This is a genomic window from Lactobacillus equicursoris DSM 19284 = JCM 14600 = CIP 110162, assembly GCF_001434815.1.
GTDB lineage: Bacteria > Bacillota > Bacilli > Lactobacillales > Lactobacillaceae > Lactobacillus > Lactobacillus equicursoris.
Genome location: NZ_AZDU01000020.1, coordinates 1 through 21090 on the forward strand (window position 1 = coordinate 1; position 21090 = coordinate 21090).

General features: G+C 48.4%; 16 protein-coding genes and 1 tRNA gene. All 17 read left to right on the plus strand.

What is annotated here, in order from left to right; genetic code table 11:
- The first annotated feature begins 83 nt into the window (after positions 1-83).
- The 17 genes from FC20_RS04995 to FC20_RS05075 all read left to right on the plus strand — a co-directional run bounded on the left by FC20_RS04995 (position 84) and on the right by FC20_RS05075 (position 21054).
- Positions 84-157, plus strand: a tRNA-Arg gene (locus FC20_RS04995).
- 293 nt (positions 158-450) lie between these two features.
- Complete coding sequence (locus FC20_RS05000; protein WP_008459746.1) at positions 451-2583, plus strand: type IA DNA topoisomerase; 2133 nt, start codon at positions 451-453, stop codon at positions 2581-2583.
- A 163-nt stretch (positions 2584-2746) separates the two neighbouring features.
- Positions 2747-4570: a hypothetical protein gene (locus FC20_RS05005; RefSeq protein WP_054667901.1), complete on the plus strand. Its 1824-nt coding sequence runs from the start codon at positions 2747-2749 to the stop codon at positions 4568-4570.
- Positions 4571-4603: 33 nt separating this feature from the next.
- Complete coding sequence (locus FC20_RS05010) at positions 4604-6223, plus strand: hypothetical protein (RefSeq protein WP_008459732.1); 1620 nt, start codon at positions 4604-4606, stop codon at positions 6221-6223.
- Positions 6224-6423: 200 nt separating this feature from the next.
- Complete coding sequence (purE, locus tag FC20_RS05015; protein ID WP_054667897.1) at positions 6424-6891, plus strand: 5-(carboxyamino)imidazole ribonucleotide mutase; 468 nt, start codon at positions 6424-6426, stop codon at positions 6889-6891.
- The gene (gene purK / locus FC20_RS05020) at positions 6881-8005 is read left to right on the plus strand and encodes a 5-(carboxyamino)imidazole ribonucleotide synthase (protein WP_008459727.1); all 1125 of its coding nucleotides are present in this window, start codon (positions 6881-6883) and stop codon (positions 8003-8005) included. The genes purE and purK overlap by 11 nt, the downstream gene beginning before the upstream one ends.
- Positions 8006-8061: 56 nt before the next feature.
- Positions 8062-9357 (plus strand): adenylosuccinate lyase, encoded by a 1296-nt coding sequence (gene purB, locus FC20_RS05025; protein ID WP_008459726.1) that lies wholly within the window; start codon positions 8062-8064, stop codon positions 9355-9357.
- Between the two features lie 281 nt (positions 9358-9638).
- On the plus strand, positions 9639-10361 hold the full coding sequence (purC, locus tag FC20_RS05030) for a phosphoribosylaminoimidazolesuccinocarboxamide synthase (protein ID WP_008459725.1): 723 nt from the start codon (positions 9639-9641) through the stop codon (positions 10359-10361).
- A 3-nt stretch (positions 10362-10364) separates the two neighbouring features.
- A complete protein-coding gene (gene purS, locus FC20_RS05035) occupies positions 10365-10613 on the plus strand; it encodes a phosphoribosylformylglycinamidine synthase subunit PurS (RefSeq protein WP_008459724.1) in 249 nt (82 codons plus the stop codon).
- A complete protein-coding gene (gene purQ, locus FC20_RS05040; protein ID WP_008459722.1) occupies positions 10613-11287 on the plus strand; it encodes a phosphoribosylformylglycinamidine synthase subunit PurQ in 675 nt (224 codons plus the stop codon). The genes purS and purQ overlap by 1 nt, the downstream gene beginning before the upstream one ends.
- Positions 11287-13509 (plus strand): phosphoribosylformylglycinamidine synthase subunit PurL, encoded by a 2223-nt coding sequence (purL, locus tag FC20_RS05045; protein ID WP_008459720.1) that lies wholly within the window; start codon positions 11287-11289, stop codon positions 13507-13509. Before purQ ends, purL begins: the two co-directional genes overlap by 1 nt.
- Positions 13485-14963, plus strand: a complete 1479-nt coding sequence (gene purF, locus FC20_RS05050) for an amidophosphoribosyltransferase (RefSeq protein WP_039943043.1) — start codon at positions 13485-13487, stop codon at positions 14961-14963. The genes purL and purF overlap by 25 nt, the downstream gene beginning before the upstream one ends.
- A gap of 2 nt (positions 14964-14965) precedes the next feature.
- Positions 14966-16003: a phosphoribosylformylglycinamidine cyclo-ligase gene (gene purM / locus FC20_RS05055; protein WP_008459716.1), complete on the plus strand. Its 1038-nt coding sequence runs from the start codon at positions 14966-14968 to the stop codon at positions 16001-16003.
- Positions 16004-16011: 8 nt separating this feature from the next.
- Positions 16012-16596, plus strand: a complete 585-nt coding sequence (gene purN / locus FC20_RS05060; RefSeq protein ID WP_008459715.1) for a phosphoribosylglycinamide formyltransferase — start codon at positions 16012-16014, stop codon at positions 16594-16596.
- The gene (purH, locus tag FC20_RS05065; protein ID WP_008459713.1) at positions 16596-18137 is read left to right on the plus strand and encodes a bifunctional phosphoribosylaminoimidazolecarboxamide formyltransferase/IMP cyclohydrolase; all 1542 of its coding nucleotides are present in this window, start codon (positions 16596-16598) and stop codon (positions 18135-18137) included. The genes purN and purH overlap by 1 nt, the downstream gene beginning before the upstream one ends.
- Positions 18138-18154: 17 nt before the next feature.
- Complete coding sequence (gene purD, locus FC20_RS05070; RefSeq protein ID WP_008459712.1) at positions 18155-19426, plus strand: phosphoribosylamine--glycine ligase; 1272 nt, start codon at positions 18155-18157, stop codon at positions 19424-19426.
- A 434-nt stretch (positions 19427-19860) separates the two neighbouring features.
- Positions 19861-21054, plus strand: coding sequence for an ABC transporter substrate-binding protein (locus FC20_RS05075; protein ID WP_008459709.1), 1194 nt, complete (start codon positions 19861-19863; stop codon positions 21052-21054).
- Positions 21055-21090: the final 36 nt, after the last annotated feature.

Below are 21090 nucleotides of genomic sequence, written 5' to 3' on the forward strand. Positions count from 1 at the left end.
CAAAAAAGTAAATTTTTTTGCAAAATAGAATTGACAATAAGGCACTGGTTTAATATACTTAATATGTTGCGTCAGGGCATAACGGTTCGGTAGCTCAGCTGGATAGAGCAACGGTCTTCTAAACCGTGGGTCGTGAGTTCGAATCTCACCCGAATCATGATTGCAACCAGAAAATCACTAAGGTTTATCCTTAGTGATTTTTTTGTTGGATAATTTTTGCAAAGGGCGTCTTTGTCTCAATAATTTAGTTGCAATGGAACATATGGCTCAGACTTTGCAGATAGTTTGATGGATTAATCTGATTTCGATTGAATTTTAACCAGATTTCGGCTATACTTAAGGCAACAATAAGAGAACAAGTAGACGGTATAAGGCGTAAGCCTGACCGTCTTTCTTTTTGAGATCGTTTTTTTACAAATTCCCTGATTTGTTTACTTGCGAGGAGAAAACATGAGTACTGTAATCCTAGCGGAAAAGCCCAGCCAAGCCCGTTCCTACGCCGCCGCCTTTGCCAAGAGTCAAAGGGGCGATGGCTTCATTTCGGTCAGTGACCCCCTTTTGCCCGCTGACACCGTCATCACCTACGGCTTTGGCCACCTGGTGAAAATGGCTCTACCTGACCAATACGATGCTAGTTTAAAACGCTGGTCCTTGAAAAAGCTGCCGATTTTTCCTGACCAATATATATATGTCGTTCCCCGCGACAAGAAAAAGCAATTTGGCATCGTCACCGGTCTTTTGAAGCAGGCTGACACGATCGTCATCGCCACCGACAGTGACCGGGAGGGGGAAAACATCGCCTGGTCCATCATGCGGGAAGGCCATATTGACCTTCAGCATAAGCGGCTTTACCGGCTGTGGATCAACTCTTTGGAAAAATCTGCGATCCGTGAAGGTTTCCAGAACCTGCGGCCAGGCGGCAACTACTACTTCCGCTACAAAGAAGCCCAGACTCGGCAGATCAGCGACTGGCTGGTGGGGATGAATGCCAGTCCCTTGTTTACCCTGCTTTTGCGGGGACAGGGCGCTAAAGGAGTTTATTCCATTGGCCGGGTGCAAACTCCAACTTTGTATCTGGTTTACCTGCGGGACATGGCTATTGCCAACTTTAAGCCAGAGGACTACTGGCTCCTTCAAGCTGAATGTTGGTCGGGGCGGAAGAAGTTTATCGCCAAGCTGTCTCCTGACCATAAGTTTAAGAGCCCAGCTGAACTAGAAGAATTTTTATTAAAAAATCAACTGGACTTTGACAAACGTAAAGGCATCGTCAGCGACTTGAAAAGGGAAAAGAAATCTGTTTCTAGTCCGCGCTTGTTCTCCCTGTCAAGCCTACAAACCGAGGCTAACCGACTCTTTCATGCTTCTGCCAGCCAGGTTCTCAATGCCGTCCAAAGCCTGTACGAAAGCAAATTCTTGAGCTATCCGCGTACAGACTGTAACTTTATTACGCTCAATGAATACGGCTACTTGGCACAAAATTTGGGCCGCTATGCTTCCTTATTAGCTGATCCTGCGGCATTTCAGCCGCAAATGCCGCTTGCGCCAAACAAGCGCTACGTTGACTCCAGCAAGGTGCATGAACACCACGCCATTATCATGACCAAGACTACGCCGTCTGCCGCCCAGCGGGCCAAGATGGCGCCTTTAGAAGGCAAGATTTATGACCTGGTTTTACGCCGGACCCTAGAGAGCTTCATGAAGCCTTACTTCTATGAAAAGACGACGGCATCAATCAAGGTAAATGATCTTTTATTTAAGGCTAGTGGCAACGTGACCTTGGATCTGGGCTGGAAGACCCTAGAAAGCCAGGTCAAAGACAGCGAGCTGCCGCCACTTGAACAAGGGCAAGAATTAACCGTTAAGCTGAAGGAAAAGCAAGAGCAGACTAAGCCGCCAGCTAAGTATACGGAAGGGACCCTGATCGCCGCCATGAAGACGGCCGGCAAGGACTTGTCTGAAGAGGACCAGGTCATCTTAAAAGACGTGGAAGGGATCGGAACTGAAGCTACCCGGGCCAGCATCATCGATGTTTTGAAAAAGAGGGGCTACTTGGAGAGCAAGCAAAACAAGCTGAGCGTAACGCCAACTGGGATCATCCTTTGTAAGGCGGCTGAAAGCGAGCCGCTCTTGGTTAGTGCTGAAATGACCGCCAAATGGGAGAAAGCCCTAAAGCAGGTCGGGGACCAAGAACGCAGTCAGGACAACTTTTTAAGCCAGATCAAGCGCTTCATTCAAAAAATGCTGGCCGAAGTGCCTGGCAAGATGCAGATCGACCAGAATTTAGCGGCCCAGGTGAGCGAAAAGAAGGCTCAAGAGGCTAGTCTTGGGACTTGCCCCGTTTGCAAAACTGGGCAAATCAGCGATAAGGGTAAGTTTTATGGTTGCTCCAACTACAAGGGTGGCTGCCGCTTTACCCTGCCGAAAAAGTTTGCCGGCAAGACTATGGGCAAGCGAATCGTCAAGACCTTGATCAATAAGGGTAAGACTGACAAGCTTGACGGCTTTATTTCCAAAAAAACTGGCCGGAAATATTCTGCCAAATTAAAGCTGAATGGCGATAAGCTTGAGCTCTTATTTGACTAATTTCCCATTTTTTAATAATAATTAACAATTTCGTTACAAAGACAGTTGGCTGGATTATTTGTGCTAGAATATGAACTAGCTTTTCATGTAAATGAAGTTTTTTTATATATCAAAATAAGTAGTTAGTAACGATTGAAATGATTTTTTCTGAAGGGATGAGAAGATGCGACGCTTTGCAGTTGCGCTTGTAACTACTGCAGCTTTACTAGGAGGCTTGACCAGTCAGGCCCAAGCCAGCAGCGAAAAAGATTATAGTCAAACGACGAAAACTGATTTGACAACCAAGATCATTGGCAACAACACTTATTCAGTCTATTCGTCCATGAAGCTGGTCAAGGTTCAAAAAAAGGTCAAGACGAAGCAAAAGGTTAAGGAAAAATACACCGTGCAGACCAAGGTGCCTTATACCAAGAAGGTAGCCTACAGGGTTAAAGGGAAGAAAAAGTATAAGACTGTAACCAAGTACAAGACCGTTAAGAAAACAAAGTACCGCTGGGTTACTAAGACCGTTGCCAAGAAGAAGTGGAAGTTTGGCAAAAAGCTGGCTGCTTCCACCGACTTCAAGTACTCCCACGTTCAAGCCAAGGCCTATAAGCTGAGAAACAAGACCAGATACTACTATATTTATGTCGATGGCCGGGGCGTGGGCTACGTCAATGAAAAAGCTTTCGCCCGATCTAGCGCCAAAGTTGTCTCCAGCATTTCCTTGGTCAACAACTCAGCAGACTCAGTTGGCTTTAATGCGCAAGACGCCATTAACTATGTGACTGACAGCCACGGCAGCTTGGTTGATAACGACTCTGTAGCAATTTCCTGCAAGTCAACTAAGCTGAAGATCTCAGATTCTGGTTATGTTTCTAGCAAAAAGGCTGGCACGGCCGTTTTGACCTACAAGTACGGCAAGGCCAAGGCCACTGCTAAATTAACTGTCCGCTCTGATGCTAAAGAAGGGATCAACAGCGCCAATTTGGCCGGGCAAGATACCGACTTAGCCGACAACCTGGAAACCTGGTCAGCTAGTGATGGTAGAATTGCCTCTTCTAGCCTAGATTTGGTCAAAAGCTCAAACAAATACTGGGCAACTAACAGTGCCGGCACCGAAAAGGCCGCCAATATGGAAACCTTCTTCTATCACCCAGCCAACTTATCAGTTGCTGGCTCCCCAAACCAAGAAGGCCGGGTATCTAGCGCCGTTCAAGGCATCGACATCTATGGCCACGACATGGTGTCAACCAACCTGGACAGTGGTTATGCCAACAACCTGGAAGCCCGTGGCCACATGGTCTACTACAACTTGAAGGGGCTGACGAAGTACAACTGGCAGCTGATCCCAAGCACCAAATTGAGCTTTGCTACTTGGCTAAGCTACATCAAGAACGTGAAGGTCAGCCCGTACATGAAACTAGGCCACGGCCAAGCTGTTGGGTCAACCAAGAAGTACGCTTACGTTGTGGCCAACTGGAACCGGTCTAACAACTGGGCTAATTCTCAAGAACTATTGAGAGTCAACAAGTCCACCATGCAGGTGGACAAGATCTGGACCTTCAAGGTCTGGAATGGCTCATTTAAGTACCCAAGAATCTTCTTGAATGCGGACGTGATTGACGACAAGACCATCATTGGTCTTTTCCATAACGCTTCCAAGAAGCGCTATGAGTTCTGGAAGATTAGCAGAAGCGGGGATAAGTTTACGGCTAAAGAAGTGGCTGCCACTAACAGCAACCTGATCTCCAATTCTTCTGAAGTGCAAGGCTTTGTCTGGAACAGCGTCCTTGACAACTATTACATCGGCTTTAACGATTATATCTTCAAGATCAAGGCCGGCTTAAACGACGATGCTAGCGACGCCGGCAAGCTGCTCAACTACTACCATTTCAGTACTCATCATCGGGAAACGGAAGGCCTAGCCAGCTACAAGGATAAGCTCTACCTTAACTTGAATCACCCAACCGAAACTCTGAAGTTCAACTATCAATATGTGAATTAACGAGTGTGATTAAAAAGTGTGGAAATAATAAGAGTGATTAAAAAAAGCATTAAGTGCCTGGCTTTCGTGTGTTTGCTTGGTCTGTTTTTCCAAGGAAAAAGCGTCCAAGCTGAAGCCTTAACAACCAAGGTAATCGGCAATAAGAACTATGGTATTTACGCTAGCCTTGGTAAGGTACCGGTCAAGTATCAGGTTCGGCAAAAAGTCTACAGTAAAAAGAAAAAGCGCTACGTCCTTAAAAAGGTAACCAAGACCAAGCTGGTTTGGAAATTCGGCCAAAAGCTGGCAAATTCCCGGGAGTTTAAACTAACCCATATCCAATCTCAAAGCTACAAGCGCTACCAAGGCAAGCGCTACTACTTCATCTATGTTGATGGCCGAGCAATCGGCTATGTTAATGAGAAGGCTTTTGCCAGAAGCAAGGCAAATGTCGTCAAAGAAGTCAGTCTGGTCAATAATCCTAAAGATACCAAGGGCTTTGATGTCCGGGATGCAGTTAACTATATTACCGATAGCCACGGCAGCGTGATTGACAAGTACCAAGTGAAGACCAATGCTGACCGGATTTCTGAAAAAAAGCCAGGGACTTACTGGGTGACTTTTAAGTATGGGAAAGCTCATGCCAAGGTCAAGGTGACTGTGCGCAATAACCCCAAAGAGGGGATGAGCGCAGCTAAGCTTAAACCGGGCCAGGGTGGCACCTTCGCTCAAACCTGGTATCCTCAGCAATTAGCCTACCGCGGCAACTATAAAGCTCAAGTCTTTCCGCACACTTATTGGGGCAGTGACAATAAGGGCCAGAAGAAAGCTGCTAAATTAACGACTAAGTTTTATGAGCCAAATAGCTTTAGTCTTTTAGCTGGCAGCGTTGAAACTAATGTCCGGACCAATGTTCAGGGCCTGGATGTTTATGGCCAAGACATGGTGACGACCAATTTCTATGGCGTGGGGAAAGCATCCAAAGACGGTGCTAATGGCCGGGTAATTTTATATCGCTTAAACCGGGTGCCAACCTATGCCTTGCAATATATTCCAACGCCAGCTTTGACCTTGTCAGTTTGGAAAAACTATGTAAAGCAGATTCGGATCAGCCCTTGGATCAAGCTGGGGCATGGTCAGTCAGTTGGGTCAACCGGCCGCTATATTTACGAGCTGGCTAACTGGAACCGGGCGAAAAAATTGCGGTCCAATGAGCTGATGCAGATTGATAAAAAGACCATGCTGGTCAAGAAAATTTGGACCTTCAAAGTAAGTAATGGTCCTATCAAGAACAACCGCTACTTCCTAAATGCTGACGTAATCGATGACAACACGATTTTGGCCTTATTCCATAACAAGTCCAAGGGCCGGTATGAATTCTGGCGGATCAAACGGAATGGCTATACTTTTTCCGCTAAAGAAGCTGCAGCCGTTGATGGGGACCTGATTTCTAACTCCAGCCAAGTCCAAGGCTTTACCTACAATGTAGCCCACAAGTGCTACTACATTTCCTTTAATGACTTCTTGTTTAAGATCTCGGCTAAGGGCAACTTGGTCAACTACTACCGCTTCCACGCCAATCGGGAAGTTGAAGGTCTGGCTAGCTACAAGTCTAAGATCTATGTGGCCATGAACCACCGGGCAGAGGTTTTGGATTCGACGATGTATAAATAATGCAATAGCGGGTAAGATGCTTTTTACCTAAAAAGCCGTGCAAAAGTGCACGGCTTTTATTATTCTTGAGTTAAAAGCGAATAATTCTTGAAACTGGCCTTAAAATAGTTCATCTTTCCCTTTAAAAAAGTCTGCTTTTCTGTTATTCTAATGGTAAGTAGACAGGAGGAACTAACGTGACTAGTAGAATCAGTGTCGTAATGGGCTCGTCATCTGATTGGGGCTACATGCAGGAAGCCTGCAAGCTGCTTGATCAATTTGGTGTCGAGTATGATAAGAAGGTTATTTCCGCTCACCGGATGCCGCAAGAAATGTTTGATTTTGCCCGCGAAGCCAAAGACAAGGGCGTTAAGGTGATTATCGCTGGGGCCGGCGGTGCCGCTCACTTACCAGGGATGCTAGCCGCTAATACCCCGCTTCCAGTCATTGGCTGCCCGGCCAAGACCAGTGCCTTGGGCGGGATGGACTCCCTTTTGTCCATCGTTCAAATGCCAGCCGGCATCCCGGTAGCAACGACCGCCATTGGCCCAGCCGGTGCCAAGAACGCGGCTTTACTGGCCATGCAGATCTTGGGTTTAAGCGACCCAGACTTGCAAGACAAGATCGTAGAATACCGCAAGCAAATGCACGACCAAGCTAAAGAAAGCAGTGCCGACCTTGTCTATTAAGATTATGCCAGGGCAAACGATTGGGATCATCGGCGGGGGCCAGCTGGGGCAAATGCTGACCTTTGACGCCAAGGCCAGCGGGATGAAGGTCATTATCTTAGACCCAACGCCGGCTTGCCCAGCCGCTCAAGCTGCTGATGACCAGATTGTAGCCGAATACCGCGATTTAGCTGCCATTCAAGAACTGGCTGACCGCTGCGACGTTTTGACCTATGAATTTGAAAATGTCGACTTAAAGGCCTTAGACAGCGTCAAGGACAAGGTCTTCATTCCCCAAGGGACCAAGCTGCTTTATACCACCAACAACCGGATTCGGGAAAAGACTTTTATCGAAAGTGCCGGCTGTGAAGTGGCTAAGTTTAGAGCAGTGAAAAATCGTTCTGATTTAGACAGTGCCGTTAAAGAGCTCGGCCTGCCAGCAGTCCTCAAGACCTGTGAAGGCGGCTATGATGGCAAGGGCCAAGTCGTTTTAAAAGGCGAAGCCGACCTGGCCAAGACTGGTGGCGTTTTGGCTTGCGGTGACTGCATCTTGGAAAAGTTCGTTGACTTCCGCATGGAAGCCTCCGTCATGGTAGCCCGCAACGTTGATGGGCAAATCACCGTCTTCCCAGTCAGTGAGAACATCAACCAAGGCGAAATCCTGCACGAAAGCATCGTTCCAGCCAGAATTTCTCCCGAATTAGCGAAGAAGGCTAAAGAAGATGCCGTCAAGATTGCCAAGGCCATTGACCTCTGCGGCATCCTGGGCGTAGAAATGTTCGTCACTAAGGATGACCAGATCGTCATCAACGAGCTGGCTCCGCGGCCGCACAATTCTGGCCACTATTCTATTGAAGCCTGCAACTTCTCCCAGTTTGCCGTTCACAACCGCGCCATTTGCAACTGGCCGCTGCCTGAAATCAAGCTGCTAAGCCCAGTTGTCATGGTGAATGTCCTGGGCCAGCATGTAGCAGGCGTCCGCAAGCTAATCGCGGAAAAGCCGCAGTGGTCTTTCCACGACTATGGCAAGGCCGAAGTGCGGGAAAACCGGAAGATGGGTCACGTCACGATTTTAACCGACGATGTCGACCAAACCCTAGCAGAAATCGCTGCTACCAAGGTTTGGGATGAATAATTTTTCTAGAAGATCAAAAAAGAAGATACATAATTAAGCAACAAGGGTGAAAATAAATGATTGAACGTTACACCAGACCTGAAATGGGTGCCATTTGGACCGATGAAAAGAAGTACGAATGCTGGCTGGCAGTTGAAATTGCCGCTGACGAAGCTTGGTCAAAGCTGGGCCACATTCCTGCTGAAGACGTTGAAAAGATCAAGAAGAACGCCAAGTTCAGCGTTGACCGAATTAATGAAATTGAAGCCGTGACTCACCACGACGTAATCGCCTTCACCAGAACGGTTTCTGAATCTTTGGGGCCAGAAAAGAAGTGGGTTCACTACGGCTTGACCAGTACCGACGTCGTTGACACGGCCCAAGGCTACCAATTAAAGCAGGCTAATGACATCTTGAGAAAAGACATCCAAGACTTCATCGACATCTTGGCTAAGCGCGCCGTCGAATTTAAGGACACGGTCTGCATGGGCCGCACCCACGGCATCCATGCAGAGCCAACCACTTTTGGCTTGAAGTTTGCCCACTGGTACTCAGAAATGAAGCGCAACCAAGAACGCTTTGAACACGCTGCCCGCGGCGTTGAAGCTGGCAAGATCTCTGGTGCCGTAGGTACCTTTGCCGAAGTGGACCCAGAAGTTGAAGCATATGTCTGCAAGAAGCTGGGCCTGCACGCGCAAGAAATTTCTACGCAGGTTCTGCCACGCGACCTCCACGCTGAATACATCGCTGCGATTGCCTTGGTAGCTACTTCTATTGAAAACATCGCAACCGAAATCAGATCCTTGCAAAGAACCGAAATCCACGAAGTTGAAGAACACTTTGCCAAGGGGCAAAAGGGCTCTTCTGCCATGCCTCACAAGAGAAACCCAATTGGCTCAGAAAACATGTGCGGGATGGCCAGAGTTCTGCGCGGCAACATGGTGACAGCTTACGAAGACGTAACCTTGTGGCACGAAAGAGACATCTCACACTCAGCCGCTGAAAGAGTCATCTTGCCAGACTCAACCATTGGCCTAGACTACATGTTGAACCGGATGGGCAAGATCTTGAAGAACCTGGATGTCTTCCCAGAAACCATGAAGAAGAACATGGACAAGACCCTGGGCTTGATCTACTCTGGCCGGGTACTCTTGAAGCTGGTTGAAAGCGGCTTGAGCAGAGAAGCAGCTTACGACCTGATTCAGCCATACACGGCCAAGTGCTGGGCTGAACAAGTGCCATTTAGACCGCTTCTAGAAGCTGACCCAACCATCCAAAAGCAATTGACCAAGGCGGACTTAGACGACGCCTTTGACTACCACTGGCACCTGCGTCACGTGGACGACATCTTCAAGCGTCTGGGCTTGGAATAAGCTATTACTCAAAATAGTAATTATTTAACAGTATTTTTACTTGAAAAAGCAACTCGCAAGAGTTGCTTTTTTGTTCGACTTTTTTGCTAAAAAACTGTGAAATAGAAGTAAGTCAATCTTTTTATTAGGACTTATCCGACTATATACCGAACGTTGATAAAAAATGTTCGCAAATACCTTGACCTCTTTTCCTTAAGTTGTTAGACTAAATGCAAGAAGTGAATTACGAATAGTAATTCCCCTTAACACTGTTATAGTTCGTATTAATCGGAGGGTTAAAAATGGCAGAATTGCTTTATCGCGGTAAGACTAAGGAAATGTGGACCACTGACGATCCAGAAGTTTTGCGGGCAGTCTACAAGGACGACGCTACAGCTTTGGACGGTTTGAAGCACGACGTATTCCAAAACAAGGGTGAACTTGACGCTGAAATTTCCACTTTAGTTTTCGAATATTTGATGAAGCATGGCGTGAAGACGCACTTTATTAAGCGTTTATCAAAAACCGAACAATTGGTTAAGAAAGTAAAGATGATCGACTTGGAAGTCGTAACTCGCAACATTGCGGCTGGGTCTTTCTGCAAGCGTTACGGCATTAAAGAAGAAGGGGCCAAGCTGGACACCCCAGTTGAGGAATTGTTCATGAAGAGCGACGAGCTGCACGACCCACTGATGAACGAATCAGATGCCATTGCCTTCCACTTGCTCACTCATAAAGAACATGAACAAATCTGGGAAATCTCCCGCCAAGTCAACAAGCTTTTGACCAAGCTCTTTAGAGAAGCTGGCATGGAACTAGTTGACTTTAAGATCGAATTTGGTACCTTGCCAAACGGTGAAGTTGTTTTAGCCGATGAATTCTCACCTGACAACTGCCGCCTGTGGGACATCGCCACTAAGGACCACATGGACAAGGACGTATACCGCCGGCAAATCGGCAACTTGATTGATGTTTATGAAAGAGTATTGGTCCGGCTGAAGGATGCCCTGGCTAAGGAGGACTAACAAATGACCACTGTTCGGATTTACGTAACTTACAAGCAATCAGTTTTTGACCCACAAGGTGAAGCCATCACCAACTCAATTCACTCTTTAGGCCACAGCGAAGTTAAGGGCGTTAAGGTTGGCAAGTTCTTCGACGTGACCATCGAAGAAGGCACCAAGCCAGTTGAAGAAACTGTTAAAGAAATCTCAGAAGAACTCTTGGTTAACTTCAACATGGAAACATACAGCTACAAGGTCTTGGAGGAAAAATAATGAAGTTTGCGGTAATTCAATTCCCAGGCTCAAACTGTGACATTGACCTCTACGAAGCTCTGCACACGGTTTGCGGTGCTGATGTCGCTTACGTGCCATCCAAGGAAAGCAGCCTTGATGGCTTTGATGCAGTCATGCTGCCAGGCGGCTTTTCCTACGGTGACTACCTGCGGGCCGGCGCGATTGCCCGTTTTACCAACATCATGCCAGCCATCGTTGACATGGCAAATGCTGGCAAGCCAGTCTTTGGGACTTGCAATGGTTTCCAGATTTTAACTGAAGCTGGCCTTTTACCAGGTGCCTTGAAGCGGAATGACTCTTTGAAGTTCGTCTGCAAGACGGTTGAACTTGAAGTTGAAAATAACAACACGATTTTCACTTCTGAATACCAAAAGGGTGAAAAGATCAACCTGCCAATTGCTCACGCTGATGGGTCCTTCTACGCTGACCCAGAAACCTTGAAGCAGATTGAAGACAATGGCCAAGTTGTTTTCCGCTACTCAAAGGAAAACCCTAATGGTTCATTGAACAACATTGCCGGCATTACCAACGAACGTGGCAACGTTTTGGGCATGATGCCTCACCCAGAAAGAGCAGTTGAAGCCTTGCTCGGCAACACCGATGGCTTGCGTTTATTTAAGTCAATTTTGGATCACGCGGAGGTAAAAGCATAATGATGCAGGAAATGACTCCAGAAGAAATTAAAGAAAAGAAGCCTTATCTTGATTGGAGCTTGTCTGAAGAAGAATACAACTACATCAGCGAAAAATTGCTCCACCGCCTGCCAAACTACACTGAAACTGGTCTTTTCTCTGCCATGTGGAGTGAACACTGCTCATACAAGAAGTCAAAGCCAGTATTGCGCCTGTTCCCAACCAAGGGGCCAAGAATCTTGCAAGGTCCTGGTGAAGGTGCCGGCGTTGTTGACATTGGCGATGGCCAAGCAGTTGTTTTCAAGGCAGAAAGCCACAACCACCCAACTGCCGTTGAACCTTACCAAGGGGCAGCGACTGGCGTTGGCGGCATCTTGCGTGACGTCTTCAGCATGGGGGCTCGTCCTGTAGCTACTTTGGACTCCCTCCACTTTGGCGAATTAGACGATGCCCACACCCGTTGGCTCTTAAACGAAACGGTCGCTGGGATCGGCGGCTACGGCAACTGCATGGGGATCCCAACTGTCGGCGGTGAACTGACTTTTGACGACATCTACAAGGGCAACCCAGTCATGAACGCCATGAGCGTTGGCCTTTTGGACGTTAAGGATATGCAAAAGGGCTTAGCTCAAGGTGAAGGCAACGCCGTAATGTACGTCGGCGCTAAGACCGGCCGTGACGGGATCCATGGGGCTACTTTTGCATCCCACTCCTTTGACTCTGAACACGAAAGCCAACGTTCAGCTGTCCAAGTCGGCGACCCATTTATGGAAAAGCTCTTGCTTGAAGCCTGCCTGGAATTGACCCAAAAGCATGCTGACTGGCTGGTTGGCATCCAAGACATGGGGGCAGCCGGGATCGTTTCTTCAAGTTCAGAAATGGCTTCAGAAGGCAAGTCCGGCATGGAACTGAACCTGGACTTAGTACCGCAGCGTGAACCTGGCATGTCCGCTTACGAAATCATGCTGAGCGAATCTCAAGAAAGAATGCTGCTCTGCGTCAAGGCAGGCCACGAAGAAGACGTTAAGAAGATTTTTGACTTTTACGACCTGGATGCAGTGGTGATTGGTCACATTACGGCTGGCCACAACTACGTTTTGCGTCACCACGGCGAAGTTGTCTGCGACATCCCAGTTTCCAGTTTGACTGAAGACGTTTTGGAAGAACCAAGCGAAGAAAAGCAGCCACAGCACATGCTGGATGATGCGGCTAAGCCTGCTTGGGAACCAGAAATCAAGGACCTGGCTGATACTTACAAGAAGATGCTGGCTCAGCCAACCGTTGCTTCTAAGGAAATGTTCACCCAGACCTACGACTCCATGGTTAGAACCTCAACTGTGGTTGGGCCTGGCGAAGACAGCGGCGTTCTCCGCATTCGCGGCACCCACAAGGGGATTGCCATGACCACTGACGGCAATGGCCGCTTCATTTACCTGGACCCAGAAATCGGCGGCAAGCGGGCCGTTGTTGAAGCAGCTGACAACATTATTGCTAGCGGCGCAGAACCACTGGCTATTACCGACTGCCTGAACTACGGTAACCCTAACGAACCAGAAGTCTTCTGGGAACTCCACCACTCAGTCATGGGGATTGCCAAGGCTTGTGAAGTGTTGGAAACGCCAGTCGTATCAGGCAACGTTTCTCTTTACAACGAAACCGATGACAAGTCCATCTACCCAACCCCAATGATCGGGATGGTTGGTTTGGTGAAGAACCTGGACCACCTGGTAAGAGACAGCTTCCAAGAAGCTGACGATGACCTGTACCTAGTTGGTCAAACCGGTGCCGATTACGCTGGTTCAGAACTGCAAAAGATGCTGGTTGGTGAAATTACCGGCAGCTTGAACGACCTGGATCTTGACCACATTCACGATTACCAAATGCGCCTTCTGGCCGAAATGGAAGCAGGTCACGTAGCCAGTGCTCACGACCTCAGTGAAGGCGGCTTGGCCGTATCTTTGGCTGAATCCAGCTTTGGCCACGAAATTGGTGCAGACATCAAGTCTGACCTCACGAGTGCAGAATTCTTCAGCGAAACTCCAGGCCGCTTCTTGGTCAGCGTACCTAGCGAATTCTCAGCAGAATTTGCGGAAAAATTGGGCCAAGATGCTATTAAATTGGGCCAAACTGGCGGCGACAGCTTGAAGGTTGCTTTGAAAGACCAAGCAGTGGACTTGCCAGTAGCAGAACTGAAGCAAATTTGGGAGGAAGCCCTGCCATGCCTTATGAAATCAAAGGATTAAATGAAGAATGTGGCGTTTTCGGCATCTACAATGTGCCTGACGCGGCCAATGTGACTTACTTTGGCCTGCACGCCCTTCAACACCGCGGCCAGCAAGGTGCCGGCATCGTTGCCAGCGATGGGCAAAAGTTGCGACAATTTAGAGACAGAGGACTTTTATCAGAAGTCTTCTCCAATCCAGCTGACCTGGACTTTTTAAAGGGCAACATGGCCATTGGCCATGTCCGCTATGGTACGGCCGGATCTGACTCTTTAGCCAACGTTCAGCCATTCCTTTTCCACTTCCAAGATGGGGAAATTGCGCTTTGCCACAACGGCAACCTGACCAATGCTCAAACCTTGAAAAAGCGTCTAGAAGACTCCGGCTCAGTTTTTCAATCAAGCTCTGACACCGAAGTCTTGATTCACCTGATCCGCCGCAAGGTGAGAATGCCTTTCATCGAAGCCTTGAAGGCCAGCTTGAACGAAGTCAAAGGGGGCTTTGCCTTCTTGCTAATGACCAAGGACACTTTGTATGCTGCCCTTGACCCTAACGGCTTTAGACCTTTAGTTTTAGGCCAAACGGATGAAGGCAGCTACGTGGTAGCTAGTGAATCTTGTGCCCTTGACGCCGTTCACGCCAAATTGATCCGGGACGTACAGCCTGGTGAGCTCCTCATCATCAACAAGGATGGGATCAAGATCGACCACTACACGACCGAAACCCAGCTGGCTGTCTGCTCCATGGAATATATCTACTTTGCCCGGCCAGACTCCATCATGCACGGCGTCAACATCCATACCGCTAGAAAGCGGATGGGGATGCTGCTGGCCAAAGAGCAGCCAGCTCCAGAAGATGCAGACATGGTTATCGGGGTACCACACTCCTCCTTGTCAGCAGCGACTGGCTACGCTGAAACTGCCGGTTTGCCATATGAAATGGGCTTGATCAAGAACCAATACATCGCCCGGACCTTCATCCAGCCAACCCAAGCCTTGCGTGAACAAGGCGTAAAGATGAAGTTGGCTCCAGTCCGCGGGGTGGTTGCCGGCAAAAATATTATCGTGGTCGACGACTCCATTGTCCGCGGGACGACTTCCCGGCAAATTGTCCAAATGCTGAAAGAAGCAGGGGCCAAGTCAGTCCACATGCGGATTGCCTCACCTCCTTTCAAGTATCCGCACTTTTACGGGATCGATATTTCTGAGCGGCAAGACCTGATGGCTGCCAAGTACTCGGTTGAGGACATGTGCAAGCTGATCGGGGCAGACAGTTTAGGCTTTTTGAGCATTCCTAGCCTGATCAAGGCCATTGACATTCCAGATGCTGGTGATGCACCAAATGGCGGTTTAACGGTAGCTTACTTTGACGGCAAGTACCCAACTCCTCTGTATGACTATGAACAGCAGATCAAGGAGCCGCTCCATATTGTGCCAGTTGATGAAGTTTTGAAAAAACAACACAGAGGTGAATAATCGTGAATCGCTATAAGGATGCAGGCGTTGACGTTAATGCTGGTTATGAGTTAGTTCGGCGGATTAAAGGAGCAGTTGCTTCCACCAAGCGCCCTGGCTATGTGGGCAATATTGGCGGTTTTGGCGGTCTTTTTGATCTGGATTCTCTTGGCTACAAGCACCCAGTCCTGGTTTCTGGGACTGATGGCGTTGGGACCAAGCTGATGATTGCACAAAAGATGGGCAAAAACGACACGGTCGGCATTGACGTTGTCGCTATGTGCGTCAACGACGTCTTGGCTCAAGGCGCTGAACCGCTCTTTTTCCTAGACTATATTGCCTGCGGTCACAATGATCCAGCACTGCTTGCTGAAGTCGTGCAAGGCGTGGCTGAAGGCTGCAAGCAGTCTGGTTCCAGTCTCATTGGCGGGGAAACGGCCGAAATGCCAGACATGTACGCGGCTGACGAATACGACTTGGCCGGTTTTACGGTTGGCGTTGCAGAAAAAGACCGCCTCTTGTCTGTTGATACTCCTCAAGAAGGAGACATTCTTTTGGGATTAGCCTCAACGGGCGTTCACTCTAACGGTTTTTCTTTGGTAAGAAAAATCCTCTTTAAAGACCATGATGTTGACTTAAACGACAAGCCTGAAGAATTAAAGGGCAAGTCAGTTGGCGAAAGCCTTTTGGCACCAACCAAGATTTACGTGAAGGAAGTCTTGCCGCTGATCCGCCAAGACCTGGTTCACGGCGTTGCCCACATTACGGGTGGTGGGCTGATTGAAAACGTTCCGCGGATGTTTAATGACGGTCTGCAAGCGCAAATTACGGCCGGCAGCTGGGATGTCCCAGACATCTTTAACTACCTCCGCAAGCTTGGCGACTTGTCAGACGAAGACTGCTACCAAACCTTCAACATGGGCGTGGGCATGATCCTGGCTGTTCCAGCTGAAGCTAAGGCCGATGCCATCCGTGAACTGCAAGCAGCCGGTGAAAAGGTCTTTGAAGTCGGTAAGCTGGTTAAGCGTCCAGAAGGCGCCGAAAAGGTTGTTATTAAATAGGTAGAAAAATGAAAGTAGCAATTTTTGCATCCGGCAACGGGACAAATTACGAAGTCCTGGCCGAACATTTTCAAAGTGGCGATTTGCCAGGTGAGCTTGCTCTGCTTTTTTGTGACCACCCCGATGCACCGGTGATCAAGCGGGCAGAAAAGTTCCACACTCCAGTGGTAACTTTTACCGTTAAATCTTGCGGGGGCAAGCAAAAGTACGAAGAAAAGATCCTGCAAGTCTTGAAGGACTACCAAATCGACTTTATTGCCTTGGCTGGCTACATGCGGGTGATTGGACCAACGATTCTTAACGAATACGAAGGCCGGATCGTCAACCTCCACCCAGCTTACCTGCCAGCCTACCCGGGCTTGCACTCAATCGAAAGAGCCTTTGCTGACCACGTTAATGAAACGGGCGTAACTGTCCACTACATCGACTCTGGCTTAGATTCAGGCCCCGCGATTGCGCAAAAGCACGTGCCACTTTATGATGATGACACGGTTGACACCCTGGAAGCCCGGGTTCATGAATGTGAACACCACCTTTATCCAGAAGCCTTGAAGAAGGCCTTGTTAAAATTTGAAAAGGAGAACAGCAAGTAATGAAGCGTGCACTTGTAAGTGTTTCAGATAAGACCAACCTGGTTCCTTTTGTTAAGGGCTTAGTTGAAAACGACTACGAAATCGTCTCAACTGGAGGTACCAAGCGCGTTTTGGACGAAGCCGGCATCCCAACCATCTCAGTTGAAGATGTGACTGGCTTCCCAGAAATCCTGGATGGCCGGGTAAAGACTCTTAATCCTTACATCCACGGGGGGCTACTGGCAAGACGGGAACTGCCAGAACACGTAGCAACCTTGAAGGAGCACAAGATTACGCCAATCGACCTGGTTTGCGTTAACCTGTATCCTTTTAAAGAAACCATTGAAAAGCCAGATGTAACCTTGGCCGAAGCTATTGAAAACATCGATATCGGCGGCCCAAGCATGGTGCGGTCTGCTTCTAAGAACTACCGCGACGTGACGATTGTCGTTGACCAAAAGGACTACGACCTGGTTTTGGGCGAAATCAAGGAAAGTGGCACCACCACCTTGGAAACCCGGGCTAAGCTGGCAGCTAAGGCCTTCCGGCTGACTGCTTCCTACGACGCCTTGATCTCCCAATATCTGACGCAAAAGGCTGGCGAAACCGCTCCTGAAAAGCTGACCTTGACTTACGACTTAAAGGAAGCCATGCGCTACGGCGAAAACAGCCACCAAAAGGCTTGGCTTTACGAAGACGCTCTGCCAAAGGCCTTCTCAATCTTGCAAGCTGAACAATTAAACGGCAAGCAATTGTCATACAACAACATCAAAGACGCTGACGAAGCCTTGAGATGCGTGCGTGAATTCGACAAGCCAACAGTGGTTGCCATGAAGCACATGAACCCATGCGGGATTGGCCAAGCGGACACCATCGAAGAAGCTTGGGACCGGGCTTACGACGCTGACCCAGTCTCCATTTTCGGCGGGGTTATCGCTTTGAACCGCAAGGTTGACTTGGCAACGGCTGAAAAGATGCACAAGATCTTCTTGGAGATCATCATCGCTCCAGACTACGATGAAGACGCCTTGAAGGCCTTGACCACCAAGAAGAAGAACCTGCGGGTCTTGAAGCTGGACTTTAACAAGAAGGATGAAACAAGCCGCCACGAAACGGTTTCTGTCATGGGCGGGCTCTTGGTCCAAGACCAAGACATCTTGGATGAAGATCCAGCCAACTGGGAATGCGTCACGAGCGTTAAGCCAACCAAGGAACAGCTTGAAACCCTGCTCTTTGCCTGGAAGGCAGTTAAGCACACCAAGTCAAACGCCATCGTGGTTGCTAACGATGAACGGACCTTGGGCGTTGGTGCTGGCCAGCCAAACCGGATCGACTCTGAAAAGATCGCTATCAAGCACGCTGAAGAAGACCTGGATGACCGGGCAGTAATCGCTAGTGACGCCTTCTTCCCATTCAACGATTGCGTGGAATATGCTGGCAAGCACGGCATCAAGGCTATCGTTCAGCCAGGCGGCTCAGTGCGTGACCAAGAATCCATCGACATGGCCAACAAGTACGGCATTGCCATGGTCTTCACCGGTGTTCGTCACTTTAGACACTAATAAGGAAAGTGGCAAAAATGAAAGATATGAAAGTTTTGGTTGTTGGCTCTGGCGGCCGGGAATATGCGGTCGCTCGGGCTTTAAAGAAGAGTCCTTTAGTGAGTGAAGTTTACTGCGCGCCTGGCAACAGTGGCTTGGACCAAATTGGCGTCAAGCAGCTGGACATTGCTGAAGACGACTTCAAGGGCCTGAAGGATTTTGCCATCAAGGAAGAGATCGACTGGACCTTTGTGGGCCCAGAAGATGCCTTGGTAGCCGGGATCGTGGACTACTTCCACGCCTTTGACCTGAAGATTTTTGGGCCAAATGCCCGGGCTGCTCAGCTGGAAGGGTCAAAGGACTACGCTCTCCGCTTTATGGAAAAATACGGCGTTCCGCACCCACGTTATGACACCTTCCAAGATGCTGAAAGTGCGATTCAAGCTCTGCCAGAATTTGGCCTGCCAGTGGTCTTAAAAGAAGATGGCCTAGCTGGCGGCAAGGGCGTGGTCATTGCTGAAGACCAAGAAACTGCTGAAAACACCCTGCGGGAGATGTTTGACAAGGGGCAAAAGCAGGTTGTCTTAGAAGAATTCCTGACTGGTCCTGAATATTCTGTCTTTGCCGTGATGCAAGGCGGGGAATACCGGCTTTTGCCATTAGCCCAAGACCACAAGCGGGCTTATGACGATGACAAGGGACCAAATACCGGCGGCATGGGTTCCTACAGCCCGGTTCCGCAACTGTCACAGGCAGAATACGACGAAATCGTTGACCAGCTGGTCAAGCCAACGGCAGCGGGGCTGGAAAAGGGTGGCTACGACTACCACGGCGTTTTGTACCTAGGCTTGATGATGACCGAAAAGGGTCCAAAGATGATCGAATATAATGTTCGTCTGGGTGACCCAGAAACGGAAGTTGTCTTGCCGCGCCTGGCCAGTGACCTGGCAGAACTGGTTGATGCCAATGTGAACGACCGGGAAATGCCAGAAGTCAAGGAAACGGACGATGCTGTCCTTGGCGTGATCTTGGCCGCTGAAGGCTACCCAAAGAGTCCTCTTAAGGGGCAAAAATTGGGTGCTTTCCCAGCTGAAGCTGGGATTGCGGTTGACTACGCCAATGTGAAGGCAGATGAAGCAGGAGACCTGTTTGGCAATGGGGGCCGGATCTTGATGGTTCGGGCAACTGCCAAGGACCTGGCTGCGGCCCAAGAGCACGTTTACTCTTACTTAAAGAAGCTGGATATTCCGCAAACCTTCTACCGCCACGACATTGGCTTTAGAGCCACGGGCAAGAAGTATCAGGATTAAGCAAACTCTAAAAATTTGAACTATAACTTAAGAAGCTAGTCAATCTAGCTTCTTTTCTTTTGGCAAAAATACGATAACGAATGGCCGTATAATAGGATCTCTGAAAAAAATTAGACAAAAATGATAAATAAGGTTGACATGAGAGAAAAAATAAAATAGAATAAAAACAACTTAAGATTAAAAGGAGCTGAGAACAATGAAATCATCTATGTGTCATCAAATGAATAATTCAATGCTGTTCTCAGCTGTCGTCATTACTCTCTTGCAAATTATGTAGAGCTCTTTACGAGCTCTTCTTCGGTTGTTTTTGTGAGTGAGCTCAGATGATCCGGATATGAGTCTTCGCTCACAAGGGTGAGTGAAGGCTCTTTTAATTTTAGTTTAACGAATAGAGAATATTAAAGGTGTAATAAATTTTTGAAAGAGGAATCGTTATGAACTTCAAGAAATTCTTCGGTGTCGCAGCCGCAACCATGATGTCCGCTGCTGCTTTAACCGGTTGTGCAACTGCTAAGACTAGCTCAAACTCAGGCAATAAGGCAACTGACAACAAGATCAGAATCGGAGTTAACCTTGAATTATCAGGTTCAGTTGCCAGCTACGGCCAACAAGAAAAGAAGGGTGTTACTTTAGCCGCCCAACAAATCAACAAGAAGGGCGTTAAGATCGGTGGAAAGACTTATAAGGTTAAGCTTTATATCAGCGACAACAAGTCATCCACGTCAACTGCTGCTTCTGTTGCTGCTCAGCTTGCCAACTCAGATAAGATCGTTGCTGAAGTTGGTCCAGCCGCAACTGCTTACGCAACGGCTTCAATCTCCAACCTGACCAAGGCTGGCGTGCCACTGGTTTCACCATCAGCAACTGCTGCTGAATTTACCCAAACTAAGAGCGGCCAAACTCAAAAGTACGTCTTCCGTTCATGCTTCATCGACCCATTCCAAGGTAAGAAGGCTGCGGACTTCATGTACAACACGCTGAAGAAGAGAAAGGTTGCTATTGTTGCTGACAACTCAACTGACTACGGTACTGGCCTTACCAAGTCCTTCACTACTGAATTCAAGAAGTTGGGCGGCAAGATCGTAACTACCCAATACTTCCAATCAGGTGACAAGGACTTCAACTCCACTCTGACAACGGTTAAAGGCAAGAACCCAGACGCAGTTTACCTGCCAGGCTACTACACTGAACTTGGTTTAGTTCTCAAGCAAGCTCGTGAAATGGGCATCAAGGTACCATTTGTCGGCGGTGACGGTATGGGTTCACCAAAGCTGGCTCAAATCGCTGGCAACAAGAACGCCACTAACGTTTACTACACTACTCACTTCTCAACTAAGTCAACTGACCCTGCAGTTACTAAGTTCATGAAGGTTTACAAGGCTAAGTACCACGAAGACCCAGCTGTCTTCTCATCATTAGCTTACGACGCCGTTTACATGATTGTTAAGGCTGCTCAAAACGAAGGCGAAGTTTCATCAAGCGCCGTTCAAAAGGGCTTAGCTAACCTGAAGAACTTCAAGGGTGTAACTGGTTCAATCACCATGGACTCCAAGCACAACCCACAAAAGTCAGTTGTTGTTGAACAAATGACTAACGGCAAGATCGCTAAGGCTTACACTGTTAAGTAACAGTTTTTAGCGTAGCAAATCAAGGAGGTTTTAATT

Coding starts and splice junctions, on each gene's coding strand:
- purS (WP_008459724.1), top strand. CDS start 10,365: ATGACCACTGTTCGGATTTACGTAACTTACAAGCAATCAGTTTTTGAC.
- purN (WP_008459715.1), top strand. CDS start 16,012: ATGAAAGTAGCAATTTTTGCATCCGGCAACGGGACAAATTACGAAGTC.
- purB (WP_008459726.1), top strand. CDS start 8,062: ATGATTGAACGTTACACCAGACCTGAAATGGGTGCCATTTGGACCGAT.
- FC20_RS05005 (WP_054667901.1), top strand. CDS start 2,747: ATGCGACGCTTTGCAGTTGCGCTTGTAACTACTGCAGCTTTACTAGGA.
- purF (WP_039943043.1), top strand. CDS start 13,485: ATGCCTTATGAAATCAAAGGATTAAATGAAGAATGTGGCGTTTTCGGC.
- purQ (WP_008459722.1), top strand. CDS start 10,613: ATGAAGTTTGCGGTAATTCAATTCCCAGGCTCAAACTGTGACATTGAC.
- FC20_RS05075 (WP_008459709.1), top strand. CDS start 19,861: ATGAACTTCAAGAAATTCTTCGGTGTCGCAGCCGCAACCATGATGTCC.
- purC (WP_008459725.1), top strand. CDS start 9,639: ATGGCAGAATTGCTTTATCGCGGTAAGACTAAGGAAATGTGGACCACT.
- purE (WP_054667897.1), top strand. CDS start 6,424: ATGGGCTCGTCATCTGATTGGGGCTACATGCAGGAAGCCTGCAAGCTG.
- purD (WP_008459712.1), top strand. CDS start 18,155: ATGAAAGATATGAAAGTTTTGGTTGTTGGCTCTGGCGGCCGGGAATAT.
- FC20_RS05000 (WP_008459746.1), top strand. CDS start 451: ATGAGTACTGTAATCCTAGCGGAAAAGCCCAGCCAAGCCCGTTCCTAC.
- purL (WP_008459720.1), top strand. CDS start 11,287: ATGATGCAGGAAATGACTCCAGAAGAAATTAAAGAAAAGAAGCCTTAT.
- purH (WP_008459713.1), top strand. CDS start 16,596: ATGAAGCGTGCACTTGTAAGTGTTTCAGATAAGACCAACCTGGTTCCT.